At 52.1% G+C, this 14,869-nt stretch carries 9 protein-coding genes and 2 pseudogenes; 8 read left to right on the top strand and 3 right to left on the bottom strand.

Going from position 1 to position 14,869, the window contains the following annotated elements; genetic code table 11:
• Positions 1-31 precede the first annotated feature (31 nt).
• Together DPQ22_RS08245 and uvrB are read left to right on the top strand one after the other, a co-directional pair.
• Positions 32-1,324, top strand: a complete 1,293-nt coding sequence (locus DPQ22_RS08245) for a mechanosensitive ion channel family protein (protein ID WP_150215047.1) — start codon at positions 32-34, stop codon at positions 1,322-1,324.
• A 269-nt stretch (positions 1,325-1,593) separates the two neighbouring features.
• Positions 1,594-4,021 (top strand): annotated as a pseudogene (gene uvrB, locus DPQ22_RS08240) (excinuclease ABC subunit UvrB); the annotation flags it as partial.
• A 181-nt stretch (positions 4,022-4,202) separates the two neighbouring features.
• Here the strand turns inward: uvrB and DPQ22_RS08235 are convergent.
• Entirely contained in the window at positions 4,203-4,553 is a 351-nt protein-coding gene (locus DPQ22_RS08235; protein ID WP_150215043.1) for a hypothetical protein, read from the bottom strand.
• A 169-nt stretch (positions 4,554-4,722) separates the two neighbouring features.
• Between DPQ22_RS08235 and DPQ22_RS08230 the strand changes: the two genes are divergently transcribed.
• The 5 genes from DPQ22_RS08230 (at position 4,723) to DPQ22_RS08210 (ending at position 10,674) form a co-directional block, all read left to right on the top strand.
• Positions 4,723-4,938: a cold-shock protein gene (locus DPQ22_RS08230; RefSeq protein ID WP_150215041.1), complete on the top strand. Its 216-nt coding sequence runs from the start codon at positions 4,723-4,725 to the stop codon at positions 4,936-4,938.
• A 625-nt stretch (positions 4,939-5,563) separates the two neighbouring features.
• Positions 5,564-7,771, top strand: coding sequence for an AsmA family protein (locus DPQ22_RS08225; protein ID WP_150215039.1), 2,208 nt, complete (start codon positions 5,564-5,566; stop codon positions 7,769-7,771).
• Between the two features lie 76 nt (positions 7,772-7,847).
• Positions 7,848-8,678 (top strand): aldo/keto reductase, encoded by an 831-nt coding sequence (locus tag DPQ22_RS08220; protein ID WP_150215037.1) that lies wholly within the window; start codon positions 7,848-7,850, stop codon positions 8,676-8,678.
• Between the two features lie 88 nt (positions 8,679-8,766).
• Positions 8,767-9,588 carry an aldo/keto reductase gene (locus tag DPQ22_RS08215; RefSeq protein WP_150215035.1) on the top strand — a complete coding sequence of 274 codons (822 nt, stop codon included), beginning with the start codon at positions 8,767-8,769 and terminating at the stop codon, positions 9,586-9,588.
• 111 nt (positions 9,589-9,699) lie between these two features.
• The gene (locus DPQ22_RS08210; RefSeq protein ID WP_150215033.1) at positions 9,700-10,674 is read left to right on the top strand and encodes an RsmE family RNA methyltransferase; all 975 of its coding nucleotides are present in this window, start codon (positions 9,700-9,702) and stop codon (positions 10,672-10,674) included.
• Positions 10,675-10,861: 187 nt separating this feature from the next.
• Here the strand turns inward: DPQ22_RS08210 and DPQ22_RS08205 are convergent, their stop codons facing one another.
• Positions 10,862-12,598 (bottom strand): electron transfer flavoprotein-ubiquinone oxidoreductase, encoded by a 1,737-nt coding sequence (locus DPQ22_RS08205; RefSeq protein WP_150215031.1) that lies wholly within the window; start codon positions 12,596-12,598, stop codon positions 10,862-10,864.
• Positions 12,599-12,601: 3 nt separating this feature from the next.
• Positions 12,602-12,784: a hypothetical protein gene (locus DPQ22_RS08200; protein ID WP_150215029.1), complete on the bottom strand. Its 183-nt coding sequence runs from the start codon at positions 12,782-12,784 to the stop codon at positions 12,602-12,604.
• Between the two features lie 625 nt (positions 12,785-13,409).
• Between DPQ22_RS08200 and DPQ22_RS08195 the strand changes: the two are divergent.
• A pseudogene (locus DPQ22_RS08195) lies at positions 13,410-14,869 on the top strand (hypothetical protein); the annotation flags it as partial.

The following is a 14,869-nucleotide window of genomic DNA, read 5'->3' as shown; positions in this document are numbered from 1 at the left end:
ACCTAAGAGAGATTTTATGGCAAGCAGTTTTATGGCAAGCATTGTTCGCAATTTTCATTTTTTTTCTGATTATCCAGTATTACAGACAATCTTCTGGATAATTTTCCTGGTTTTATCTGCTATTATTGCCAATTTTATTGTCCGCCATGTTTTATTGCGCATTTTTTATAAATTGCTTTCCGTTATTGGCCGCGGGCAATCGGCTGAATTTCATGCCGCGCTGGGTTATTTGGCCAATATTGCCCCCACTCTGGTGATTTATCACGGCATTTCTGCCATTCCCGGCCTGCCGGCAAAATTGGTAACTGTGGTACAAAATGTCTCCAGCGCTTTTACCATTTTTGTCATCACGCTGGCTATTTCCTCCATGCTGACTTTCCTGGAGCGGGCTTATTATACCCGGCGCGGCCGCGCCAAACAACGCTCTATCAAAGGTCTGGTGCAGGTTATCAAAATTATTGTCTTTATTGTCGCCGCTATTTTGATAATTGCCACTTTAATTGATAAATCGCCGCTGGTATTGCTCTCCGGCCTGGGTGCGCTGGCCGCGGTGATTATGCTGATTTCGCAAGATACTCTGCTGTCTTTTGTCGCCGGCGTTCAGATTGCCACGACGGATATGGTGCGTATTGGCGACTGGATCACTGTGCCCTCGCTTAATGCGGACGGTGATGTTATCGACATGGCGCTGCATACGGTAAAAGTGCAGAATTTCGACAAAACCATTACTTCCGTGCCGACCCGCAAGCTGGTAACGGAATCTTTCATCAACTGGCGCGGCATGCAGGAATCCGGCGGGCGGCGTATTAAACGCGCCCTTAATATTGACCAGACCAGTATCCGCTTTTTAACCGATGAAGATTATGAAAAACTGAATGAACACCGAGCCTTGCGCAATTATATCCGCGACAAGAACCGGGAAATTGCCGATTGGAACAATAATCTGAGCGCTAATCAGGAAATGATTGCCAGCGCCCGGCGGCTGACCAATATTGGCACATTCCGCGCTTATATTACGGCTTATCTGGGCAATCACCCTTCTATCCTCCAGGATTCAACCCTGATGGCGCGCCTGATGGCGCCTACCCCCACCGGCCTGCCGCTGGAAATTTATTGCTTTACCAATACAGTCAAATGGCTGGAATATGAGGCTATTCAATCTGATATTTTTGACCATCTTTACTCTGTTTTGCCAAGTTTCGGCCTGCGCGTCTTTCAGGAAGCCAGCGGCAATTTCACCCAGCTCGTGACCTCGCAGCCGATTCCGGTGGTGGAAATACCGGCAGCCAAAATGGAGAGCCGGGGGGCGAAAGCACGGCCGTAACTGCCTCGGCTCTCCGCCCGGCAGCGCGCACAAGCGCCGGGTAGAAAATGAAAAACTGCCCCGGTCTTTGCCTTTTCGGTTGTAAATGTTCGCTTTCACCCCCATATTGCAGGCGGAAGGCGCCGCATTAAAGCTGTGCCTGACCAGCGTCTCATTATTGCAGCCGCGCGCCGTTCAGCTTCCAAGGTTACCCGCTTATGGCAAAAATCCCGGCAAAGGCAAAAAACAATAAAAGCGGCAAAAAGGCCGCGCCGCCTGGCCCGCAGCAAAGAATGGCCGGCGGGCTTAATGCTGTTGCCGGGCTTAACCTGCCTTCAGCCGAAGCCGCCAAACTGCCTGTGCCGCAAGCAACAGCGACAGTCAAGGCTCTGGCAGATCTGATTGAATCCGGCAATCCATTGTTTAAAAACGGCAAATTATGGACGCCGCATCGCCCAGAGCGGCCGGTGAAATCGGAAGGCGGGATAAAATTTGCCTTTGCTTCCGATTTTCAGCCTTCGGGCGACCAGCCAGCCGCCATTGCCGATTTGGTAGCCGGTGCCAAAACCCATGAAAAAACACAAGTGCTGCTTGGAGTTACCGGCTCAGGCAAAACTTTCACTATGGCCAAAGTGATTGAGGCGACAGGGCGCCCGGCACTGATTCTGGCGCCTAATAAAACTCTGGCCGCCCAGCTTTATGGTGAGTTTAAATCTTTCTTCCCCGATAATGCGGTAGAATATTTTGTCTCTTATTATGATTATTACCAGCCGGAAGCCTATGTGCCGCGCTCGGATACTTTTATTGAGAAAGAATCTTCCATTAATGAGCAGATAGACCGCATGCGCCACGCCGCCACCCGCGCCGTGCTGGAGCGCGATGATGTGATTATTGTCGCCTCTGTCTCCTGCATTTACGGTATTGGCTCGGTAGAGACTTATACCGCCATGAGCTTTCAGATGCAGGTAGGCGACCGGCTGGATCAAAGGGCGCTGCTGGCGGATCTGGTGGCGCAGCAATATCGCCGGCTTGATGCCGGTTTTACCCGCGGCTCTTTTCGTGTGCGCGGCGATATTATTGAAATTTTCCCCGCTCATTTGGAAGACAGAGCCTGGCGCATATCGCTTTTTGGTGATGAAATTGATGCTATTGTTGAATTTGACCCGCTAACCGGGCAAAAAACCGGTGATTTGCAATCGGTCAAGATTTATGCCAATTCGCATTATGTAACGCCGCGCCCAACCCTTAACCAGGCGATAAAATCGATTAAAAATGAGCTGAAGCACAGGCTGGCAGAATTGCAGGCTGCCGGCCGGCTGTTAGAGGCGCAAAGGCTGGAGCAACGCACCCGTTTTGACCTGGAAATGCTGGAAAGCACCGGCAGTTGCGCCGGGATTGAAAATTATTCCCGCTATTTGACCGGCCGCAATCCGGGTGAGCCGCCGCCGACTTTATTTGAATATATACCGGATAATGCCCTTGTCTTTGTCGATGAGAGCCATGTCACTATTCCGCAGATTGGCGGCATGTATCGCGGCGATTTTCGCCGCAAGGCGACTTTGGCCGAATATGGCTTTCGCCTGCCTTCCTGCATGGATAATCGCCCCCTGCGCTTTGAAGAATGGGACGCCATGCGGCCGCAAACCATTGCCGTTTCGGCCACGCCGGGCAAATGGGAGATGGAACAGGCCGGCGGTGTTTTTGCCGAGCAGCTTATTCGCCCCACCGGCTTGATTGATCCGCCGGTAGAGATCCGCCCGGTCGGCAGCCAGGTTGATGATGTGATTGATGAAGTTCGCCAGACAACACAAAAAGGCTATCGTTCGCTGGTTACCGTTTTGACCAAGCGCATGGCCGAAGATTTGACCGAATATTTGCATGAGCAGGGCATTCGCGTCCGCTATATGCACTCAGATATTGAAACCCTGGAGCGGATAGAAATTATCCGCGATTTGCGGCTGGGCGCTTTTGATGTGCTGGTTGGCATTAACCTGTTGCGTGAGGGGCTGGATATTCCCGAATGCGGCTTTGTTGCTATTCTCGATGCCGATAAAGAAGGCTTTTTGCGCTCTGAAACTTCGCTTATCCAGACAATCGGCCGCGCCGCGCGCAATATTGACGGCCGCGTTATTCTTTATGCCGATAAAATTACCGGCTCCATTGAGCGCGCTTTGCGGGAGACAGAGCGCCGGCGCGAAAAACAGCTTGCCTATAATCATGCGCATAATATTACCCCGGAAAGTGTGAAGAAAAATATCGGCAATATTCTGGATTCCGTTTATGAGCGCGACCATGTTCGCGCCGGGATTGCCGCCTTTACTCAGGAAGGAGCGATGATAGGCAATAATCTCGCTGCCCATATCAGCCATTTGGAAAAGGCGATGAAAGCCGCTGCCGCCGATCTGGATTTTGAGGAGGCGGCTCGGCTGCGCGATGAAATCAAACGCCTGCAGGAACTGGAACTGGTGCTGGCTGATGACCCTATGGTGCGGGCAGATGAGCCGGTGAAACCGGCAAAAAAAACCGGTAAGCCGCAGATAAAAGCCGACAAGCCGCAGGCAGAAAAAACAAGTCTGTTTAAAAAACCGGAGCTTGATGAAATGGGGCCGGTTATGGATACCGGCATTTTAACACAAAAGGCCGTAGCGGCACAAAAAGGCGGCCTGTTCCGCAAAAATCGCCTTGACGAAATGACAGTGCGCCGCACCGAAATACCCGCCGGTAAGACAAAAAATGGGGGAGAAGAACCTGGGCGCAAGGCTGCCGCCGGAGTGGTAATTATAAACGCAGCAGAAGAAGAACCAAAGCCGCAAAGGCGCCGCCGCACCGCCAAAACCGGCCGCCCGGGGCGCTAAAATCTGAAAATCCGGCCGCGGCAATACCAAGGCCGCAAGACCGCTCAGGATCCATTTCCCTGCTTTTTCTCAGCCTTTGGCTCTTGCTGCTTTTGGCTCTTTCCTCCTTTTTGTTTTTTGCTGCCGGCGCTGTATTTTGTTTTATTTCCTGCTTTTTTAGCCGTCTTTGCCGTAAAATCCGCCTGGTTCGACCCAATAAAGCTGAAAAACCGGTAAACTTTGTCGCAAAAGATGAAAAAACTCTTGCCAAAGACACGGAAATAAAGCAGAGTTTGCGGCGGAAGGCATTTTGCGAACATCGGAAGAGTTAAATCTTCTGTTGCGGAGTTTTGTGGGCTTGGCTGTAGTTTTTGCATCTTTATTATTTTTCGGTACCATGCCGGATACAGGTTCAAGGCAGGTCATCTCCCCGAATAATTCTACAAACTGCCTGGAGTAAGTGGCCGGCAGGCGGCAAATTGGCTGCCTCCGGTTTTATTATCGGGGTTTTGGTTTGAGTTTTGTTGTATCCGGCAGCGGAGCGGCAGGGCTGACGCGGGAATCCCAGCAAAAAGGAAAAATGGAATGTCTCAGACGGGCGTGGTTAAATTCTTTAACGCGGAAAAAGGCTTTGGTTTTATTAAGCCGGACAATGGCAGTGCCGATATTTTTGTTCATATTTCGGCGGTGCAGGCTTCAGGCCTGTCCAGCTTGCAGGAAGCGCAAAAAGTTTCTTTTGATACGGAAGCCGATAAACGCGGCAAAGGCCCTAAAGCTGTCAATATCAGCGTAGATGACTAAGAGCGCACGCCGTAGCGTCTTGTGACGTGATTGCGTTATGCAATGTGATTGCCTGATTTAGAAAACGGGGGGCTTCAGTTTCCCCGTTTTTGTTTATCGCCGCCGGCTCTGTATATTTGTGTGCCTCGGCCGCGCTGCCGCCTGTTGTCACCACAGGCTTTGGCTCTGCGGCGGCCGCTTGCAGAAAAGAAACAGGCAACAGCTTACCTGCTATTGCCGCACAGGCTTTAGCCGTTCGCCAGCCGATTGCGCGCATGCACAAAGAGATAATGGGTCTGTTGTCACCACAGGCTTTGGCTCTGCGGCGACTGCTTGCAGAAAAGAAACAGGCAACAGCTTACCTGCTATTGCCGCACAGGCTTTAGCCGTTCGCCAGCCAGTTGCGCGCATGCACAAAGAGATAATGGGTCTGTTGTCACCACAGGCTTTGGCCGTGTGACAGGCTAAAACGGGCTTATGCCGCCCTTTGTCCCTGTATTTATTCCGGTCATAATTCCTGCCGCTTGTTTTATCCCGGTTTTCGAAGTAATCTTGGCGAGGAAACAGAGCGGAACTTAACCCCCTTTTTATTGGGGAACCGCCATTTTACAGCAGGATTACAAGCTGTTTTTAAAGGTGTTGCGGCATGTCGCTAAAAGCCGGGCTGAAGCTTTGCATTTTATGCCTTGTCCTGCTTTTTCTCAGCCTTGCAATATTTATTGCCTTACTGCCCTTTCTGGTCTCTACTGATGCCATAAGGCTGCGCCTGGCGCATGATTTAAGCAGTATGACCGGCTATAATGTGCAGCTGCGCGAGCCGCCGCAAATTACTGTTTTCCCGTCTTTTCAGGCCAGCCTGCCGCATGTTGTCCTCACCGATAATTCCCAGGCCAATGCGCCGCTGATGAATGCGGAAAAAATTATTGTCCATATGTCACTGCTGGACGCCTTGCGCCGCCGCGCCCGTTTCTCTGAGACCAGACTTGTCCGCCCGCATTTCACCCTTACCGAGCCGGTCAGAACGGCTTCCTTATTCGCCGCCTTTGCCCGCTCGGAAGGTAATTTCGGCAGCAAACTGCGCGAAACACAAAACCGGTTGAGCGAAACAGCACAAGCCGGCCGGGATAATAGCGCGCAACTGCCTTTATTGCTCCAGCCTTTCGGTCGTATTATTATTGAAGACGGTTTGCTCACTTACCCTGCCGCCGCAGCAGAAGACAGACATGCGGGCGGGCGGGCCAAAAAAAAAAAAAAACAACCGCCATTATATCATGAAATCCGCAATATTGAGGCTGAAATTGACTGGCCGCGCCACAGCCGCGCCGCAGATCTGACTGCTGCCGGCCTGTGGCACGGCACGGCCACTAATCTGGCTGTCAGGGCCGATAATGCCCTGTTGCTGATGAGCGGCGGCCAGAGCCCGCTGCGTATCAGTTTCAATTCTGCCAAAGGCGGCATTACCTTTACCGGCACAGCACAGGCAGGGCAGAATTTTGGCGCGCGCGGGTCTTTGGCCGCCCGCTCTCCCGGCATGGATCAAACCCTGGCCTGGCTCGGCCTGCGCCTGCCTTTCGGCACCAATATGACCACGCCTTTTATCTGGGAATCTGAGCTGAAAGCTGATGTAAACCGCACGGCCTTAAGCGATATTGTGTTGACTATAGGCAGTGACAGCAGCGGCAATAGCGGCCGCGGCGCCCTGGAAATCGGCTATCAAAACAGCCGGCCGCAAATTAGCGGTTCTCTCGCTTTTGAAAATTTAACTGTCAGCCTGCCTGCCCCCGCTTTGTTTGCCGCCGCGCCGGCGCCCGATGCGGCCGGCCGGCAGCCGGTTGATATGCCTGTCTTTGATCTTTTTGGCCTGGATTTGCGTATTTCTGCCGATAGAGCCGTGTTTAACACTGTGCCGGTGAATCATGCTGCCGCCTCAATCCAAATGCAGCAAAGCGGCCTGATTTTTGATATTGGCACAATGCAGATTTTTGATGGCACGGCCCAAAGCAGCTTGCGGCTAAAAAGTGACAAAGATCGCCTGACCGGGCTGGAAGCCCGCTTTTCCACCACAAATACTAATTTGAGCAGACTGCAACAGGCAGCCGGCCTTTTTGGCTTTAACCCGCCGCCGGCGCTGCAATTACGCGGCAAAGCCAATATCAACCTCACCATGCAGGCGGCTTTGCCGGAAAAACAGGCTCAATTACCGCAAAAGCAGAAAAACCGGGCCGCGGCCGCACATAAAAGCAAAAAACGCGAACCAGGCCGGAAAAACAGGCCGGAAAGGCAGCAAACACAGCCCTCTGTCGCCGCGCCGGCTTTATCTTATTATAGTATTTTTGCCCGGAATATCTGGCCTTATGCTCATGGGCAATTCCTTATTAACCTTAACAGCGGCAGCATGGCCGATTTTGCCATGACTGCCTTTATCGACCGCGTCAAAACCGGACAGCCTTTCGCGCTGGCTGAAATATATGGCGCAGGCAAGCCTGCTGCCTTTAAATTTGACCGGCTGGAAGGTAAATTTACCATCAATAAAGGGGCGTTAAAGCCTTTATCAGGCATAATTATTTTTGGCAGCCACAGGCTGGAGCTACAGGGGGAAGCTGATTTAAGCGCCAATCGCCTGTATATAGAAGGGGTTTTTGACCCGGCTCGGCAAAGCGACAGCGGCCAATGCGCCGATGTGCAGTGCCTGCAGCGAAGCCTTGTCCCGGCTTTGCAATTTATCGCAACCGGCGCTCCTTTCAGCACCGCCCCAGCCGGACAGACAGTGGCAGATAAAGGCAGCAAAAGCGCCGGCAACCGGCCGGATAAGGGCGTGTATATTACGCCGAAAGCCGAAATTTTGCCACATTGACGCTCTTTTCTGTGAAGGGCAGGCAAGGCGCAGAGCCTTGTATTCCTGCCGGGTGAGATTATGAGGAGTCCCTGTTATGCACGTCCCTTCCATTAGTTTGAATGATAAACACACTATTCCGCAACTGGGTTTCGGCACATGGAAGATAGCGGATAATGAGGTGGATAAAAGCGTGGAATTTGCTGTTAAAACCGGTTATCGCCACATTGATACGGCCAGAATATATGAGAATGAGAAAGGTGTCGGCACGGGGCTGAAGCGTTGTGATGTGCCGCGTGAGCAGTTATTTTTGACCACAAAATTATGGAATAGCGATCAGGGCTATGAGCAGACCCTGCGCGCTTTTGAAGCCAGCCTTAAGCGCCTGCAGACTGATTATCTGGATTTATATCTTATTCACTGGCCTTGCCCGCAGCGTAATCTTTATGTGGAAACATGGCGGGCTTTGATTCATCTGCAGAGCCAGGGGCTGACAAAATCTATCGGCGTTTCCAATTTCCGGGTAGAAGATTTGCAGCGTCTGATTAAGGAAACGGGCATTGTCCCCGCTGTCAATCAGATAGAAGTGCACCCTTATTTTCAGGAAGCAGAATTGCGCGCTTTTCATCAGCAGCACAATATTGCTACTGTCGCTTACAGCCCGCTTGGCCGCGGTGCCTTGCTGGGCGATCCGGTTTTGGGTGATATTGCCAGACGCCATGGCAAAACGCCGGGGCAAATTACCCTGCGCTGGCATATTGAAATCGGCAATATTATCATTCCCAAATCAGTGACGCAGAGCCGCATAATTGAAAATTTTCATATTTTTGACTTCAGGCTGACGCCGGAAGACATGGCTGCTATTGCTGCTTTGCATAAAGCGGACGGCAGGCAGGCACCAGATCCGGCAGAATTTGCTGCCCTGTAAGCAGCATAGATCAAAGATAAACGAGCGCAGGCATAGGGCGCAAAATTGCGCCGGCGCAATTTTCAGGCAAGATAAAGAGAGTGATTTTATGCAAATTCCTTCCGTCCATTTAAATGACAGGCACCCTATCCCGCAACTGGGTTTCGGCACATCGCGCATCACCGGCAAAGAGGCAGAAGAAAATATAGCCTTCGCTGTCAACACCGGCTACCGCCATATTGATACGGCAGAACATTACAATAATGAAGAAGATATTGGCAGAGGGCTGAAGCGTTGTGATGTGCCGCGTGAGCAGTTGTTTTTGACCACAAAATTATGGAATAATCACCAAGGCTATGATCAAACCCTGCGCGCTTTTGAAGCCAGTCTTGGGCGCCTGCAAACCGATTATCTGGACTTATATCTTATTCACTGGCCTTGCCCGCAGCGTAATCTTTATGTGGAAACATGGCGGGCCTTGATTCATCTGCAGGGCCAGGGGCTGACAAAATCTATCGGCGTTTCCAATTTCCGGGTAGAAGATTTGCAGCGTCTGATTAAGGAAACGGGCATTGTCCCCGCTGTCAATCAGATAGAAGTGCACCCTTATTTTCAGGAAGCAGAATTGCGCGCTTTTCATCAGCAGCACAATATTGCCACTGTCGCCTATTGCCCGCTTGGCCGCGGAGCAGCGTTTGACGAGCCGGTTTTAGGCAAAATTGCCGGGCATTATGGTAAAACAGTCGGGCAGGTTATTTTGCGCTGGCATATGGATATTGGCAATATTGCTATCCCCAAATCCGTTCATGACAGCCGCATAATTGAAAATTTTCATATTTTTGATTTTAAACTGACAGCGGAAGATATTACGGCGATTGCCGCCCTGCATAAAGCAAATGGCAAAATATGTGCCGAACAGACAGGAGTTTAGGCAAATTTGGCGCAGCGCCTGGCCTGGTTGCCGATTAAACAAAAGAGAGGGTCATATGCGTGTCTCCTTTTATGTGCTGTAGAAAAACGCGCAATATAATCAGAGAAATACATGCGGGCAAATTATAAAATACAGCGCCTTTTTGTTGAGGCAATGCCAAAACAGGGTGCAGAATTTTCTCTCAGTAAAGAGCAGACGCATTATTTACTGCATGTGCTGCGGCTGCAACAGGGGCAGGATATTTTGCTGTTTGACGGCAAAGGCGGCGAGTGGCGCGCGCATTGCCTTGAGGCCGGCAAAAAGAGCCTGCGGCTGCGGCTGAAAGAACAAACCCGCCGACAGGATAAAGCCAAAATACGGCTGGTTTACTGCTTTGCCCCGCTTAAAGGGGCGCGGCTTGATTATATGGTGCAAAAAGCGGTAGAAATGGGGGTGAATTTTCTCCAGCCGGTGCTGACCCAACATACGCAAATATATAAGCTCAATAGCGGCCGGCTAAAGGCGAATATCATGGAAGCGGCGGAGCAATGCGGGCAGCTTAGCCTGGCCTCTCTGGCTGAGCCGCTGTCTTTAGCTGCGCTTTTGCAGGGCTGGCAGCAGCAATGGGGCAGGGAAGCCAGGCTCATTTTTGCCGATGAAGCGCAAATTACACCGGCTGGGGCAAAATTTACCGCCGCTGAAAAAGACAGAACGGCAACAGGGGAGAAGGCAGCAACGGCGCACAACCCCCTGCCCGTGCTGTTACAGTTAAAAGCAGCGGGCGACAGGCAGAAAAGGGCAGAAGCAGCGCCGGAGAAGCGACAGGAAGCGGCGGCGCAAAAACTGTTTACACCGGCGGCCGGAGCAAAAGAAGCAGCCTCACCGGCAGCCGACAGAGAAGAAGCAGATATGCGGCAAGAGGCGGATATAATGCCGACTATCGGCCTGCTTATCGGCCCGGAAGGCGGCTTTAGCGCAGCGGAACGCCGCTTGCTTTATGCGCAGGATTTTATCACCGCAATCCCGCTGGGGCCGCGCATTTTGCGTGCCGATACGGCTGCCATCGCCGCACTGGCGCTAATCCAGACCACCCTCGGCGACTGGTAACGGGTTAATTGAGTCATGCAAGCTGCATTTTGCGTTTTTGCGCCCCCTCCTCATTGCCAAAACAGCTATCGGGGTAAATCGGGCCTTCAAAGCCTCAGGCACTGTCCAGTCTATATTGCCACAGCAGAGAGCACTCTCACCAGGTTAGCTGCTATCCAGACTGGCCTGGATAAATAAGAGAGAAGTGCTACATATCGGGGTAAATCGGGCCTTCGCCGCCTTCAGGCACTGTCCAGTCTATATTGCCATTCGGGTCTTTAATAGCGCAGCTCTTGCACTGCACACAATTTTGCGCCTGAATATGATATTGCATTTCCACCAAGGCTTGACCGTTTTTTTGCGCCGACTGCCGGCTTTTGCCCTTATCTCCGGCAGGCGACAGCTCTTTTGCCGGCTTCGCCTCCTCCGCTTTTGCCTCCGGCAGCCATTCATAAACGCCGGCGGGGCAATAGCGTTGAGACGGCCCGGCAAAAACACCCCATTCTGAAGTTTTTTGCAGCGCCTTGTTTTTTACCCGCAAATGGCATGGTGCGCCCTCCCTTGCGCGAATATTGGCCAAATAAACCGAGGAAGCACGGTCAAAACTCACCTGATTATCCGGCTTGGGATAGGCAATTTCCTGATAATCGGCGGCGGCCCCCAGCGCTGCCGCATCGCTGTTTTTATGGCGCAATGTGCCAAAAGGCGAAAAACCGAAAATCTGCCCGCACCATATATCTGCCCCGCCCAGAACCGCGCCGGCCACACTGCCATAGCGCTCCAGCAGCGGCTTGACATTGCGCGCAGGGTATAAATCACGGCCAATAGCGCTGTGCCGCCAGCCTGTCTCAATTTCCACAATTTCATCATGCGCGCGCCCGGCGGCCAGAGCAGCAGCAACAGCATCAGCCGCAGCAATGGCCGATAAAACCGCATTATGTGAGCCTTTAAGCCGCGGCAGATTGACAAAACCCGCTGCACAGCCAATCAGCGCGCCGCCGGCAAAACTCAAACGCGGCACAGATTGCCAGCCGCCTTCATTGATCACCCGCGCGCCATAGGCCAAACGCCTGCCACCGGTCAATAGCTGCCGCAGAACCGGGTGCGTCTTCCATTGCTGAAATTCTTCAAAAGGCGAAATATAGGGATTAGCATAATCCAGATGCACAATCAGGCCAAGCGCCAGCTTGTTGTCCTGCATATGATAGACAAAACCGCCGCCTGTCGCTTTTTTGCCCAGGGGCCAGCCGAAATAATGCTCCACCAGGCCTTGTTTGTGCATTTCCGGCCTTATTTCCCATAATTCTTTTAATCCCAGCCCATATTTTTGCCCATTACAGGCTTTATCCAGACCATAGCGTTTTATTAGCGCCTGTGTCAGCGAACCGCACGCACCTTCTGCCACCAGCACATATTTGGCGCGCAACTCCATGCCCGGTATAGTGCCGGCACCCGGGCTGCCATCAGCTTCCAGCCCCTGATCGCCGGTTATAATGCCGATAAGCGCGCCGTTTTCAGCAAAAACACCGTCCTGCACGGCAAAACCGGGGAATATATCAACACCCAGTTCTTCTGCCAGCACGGCCAGCCAGCGGCATACGGCACCAAGGGAAACAATGTAATTGCCCTGATTAGACAAAATCTTTGGTGCCAGAAAATGCGGCAGCCTATAGGCTTTATTGCGCGTTAACAGCCGCATAAAATCCTGCTCTACCGGAGTATTAAACGGGTGCCGGGCATTTTTGTTCCAGCTCGGCAAGAGCGTATTGATACCGACAGGGTCAATCACCGCGCCGGAAAGAATATGCGCCCCGATTTCTGCCCCTTTTTCCACCACTGTCACGGTTAAATGCGGCGCAATTTGCTTCAGCCTTATCGCCGCCGACAGGCCGGCAATCCCGGCACCGACAATGACGACATCAAATTCTGCTCTCTCACGTTCCATTTTTCACCCATTCCCTTGCTTTTGCCTTTGTGCCTCAAACGCAACAGCAGCAAAAGCAGAATTTGTTATTCTGACGCTGTTCCTGCCCCAAAACTCACCTTGCACTTTGCAGATAAAACCGGCAATAGCGCAAAATTTTTGGGGAACAGCGTGCTTCTGCTCTTTCGCATTCCATTTTTCACCCATTCCCTTGCTTTTGCCCTTATGCCCCCTCACCTGCGGTTAAGGTTAATTCTGTCCTTAAGGTTAAGGCTGATATTAAGGTTAACCGGCAAATTTGCAATATCTTATAATACTGCCGCAAATCATAATCTGTCGGAAACGGTGTTTGCGCGCCGCAATTAACGGCCGGGGAACACGCTAATAGAAAATTTAGCACCGGGAAACTCTGTTTTTACAAAGCTCTGTATTGGAAAAAGTAAAACAAAATATTGCTGGCGTATAAACACGCCCATACGGGTTTATACTTCATAATATTCTTTCTCTTAACCATTTTTTATCCATAATTCTATAATTTTACAGCAATATAACGGGAATAAAGGCCTGTTTATGCTCTCGGGAGCAGAGCTTCCGGGTTGACAAAATTTGCCATAACTGACGATAAGCCCTCTATTATATTCGTTAATTATTCCTGTTTTATTCGTAATATGTTCGTGTTTCAGTTTCGCTTCAGGTTGAATATGATAATATTTGATGAGTTTTCATGCAGATGCTTTGGGAAAACAGCAAAACTATATGGAGGATTGCCTGCTGCTCTGCCGGGGGTAAAAACAGCAGACGAATTTCCCGCCTGTCTCTTTTAAGCGCTGCTATGGGTGCGCTTGCTGTAGCTGCCGCACCATTTTCTTCCGCTTTTGCCGCTATTGTCTGGACAGATAAAGGCCAGGCCTCCGGTGATATTACTTCAAATATTGGCGGCAATTCCGGTGCTCAGGGCGCCTTTGCTTCGCAAAACTCTATTGCTCTGGTCGGCGATGCCGACTGTTCGCGCCTCAGCATGGATAACAGCGAAAGCGGCAATCTGGATCCCACCAGCATTTGGGGAACGGGAGATGCCAACAGCACGAACGGTCTTTACGGTTTTGGCAATGAATTTGATATGAAAACAGCCTCCCAGACCAGCAATGCCGGTGCCGGGCAGCCAAACGGCATGCCGCTTTACAACGCGGATAACTCCCAGTTAGGCACGGGGAAATTATGGCTAAGCGGCAATCGGACAGCGCGCACCCAGGCGCTTGGCGCCAATGCCAATGCCATTGGCTGCGACAGCCTGGCCTATGGCATTGGGTCACAGGCTATGGGCTGGGGCGCCTGGGCTTTTGGCTCCGGTTCGGTCGCTTTCGGTCTCAATTCCCGCGCCAACGGCAATGGCACATTGGCCTTCGGCATTGGCGCGCAGGCAGCGGCCGAAAGCAGCCTGGCTTTCGGCACATTAGCCACGGCAAGCAATAAAAGCTCTATCGCTCTTGGCGCTTTAAGCACTGCTTCCGGCACAAATTCCATAGCTATTGGCGGCGGCACCGGCGGGCAGGATTCCGCCGGCGCGCTTTCTGTCACCAACGGTGCCCAGGCCACCGGCGCTAACACAGTCGCTCTCGGCTATTTAAGCAAAGCCTCGGTCAGTGACGGCGTGGCTATCGGCGCGCAATCGGTCGCCGAAACAGCTTCCGGCATTGCCGGCTATGATATGGTAACCGGCGCTGCTTCTACCCAGACCGGCGCTGCCTGGGTTTCAACCCTCGGTGCCGCCAGCGTGGGCGATGCTGCCAATAATCTCACCCGCCAGATTACCGGGCTGGCCGCCGGCACGGCCGATACTGACGCTGTCAATGTTGCTCAGCTCAAGGGCCTGGCCGATGTAGCCGTTATATATGACAGCACCAGTAAAGACAGCATTACGCTTGCGGGCAGCAGCGGCACAAAGCTCACCAATCTTTCTGCCGGCACTTTGTCTGACAGCTCAACCGATGCTGTCAACGGCAGCCAGCTTAATGCTACCAATAATAATGTGACCACTAATGCCGGCAATATTGCTGCAAACACCGATGATATTGCCACAAACACGACTGATATTGCCGGCAACAAGACCAATATCACGGCTAACACCACCGCCATTAACACGGTGGCCGCCAATACCAGCACCTATCTTGGCGGCGGCGCTGATGTCGCCGCCGGCACAGCCCCAAGCTATACTGTGCAGGGCGCTACCGCCAATAATGTCGGCGATGCCCTCAAGGCGGTAGACAGCAGCTTTAATAGCGTCAATAACAG

Source organism: Candidatus Tokpelaia sp. (assembly GCF_008636115.1).
Taxonomy (GTDB): domain Bacteria; phylum Pseudomonadota; class Alphaproteobacteria; order Rhizobiales; family Rhizobiaceae; genus QLZD01.
This window is presented reverse-complemented; position numbering and strand designations above follow the sequence as displayed.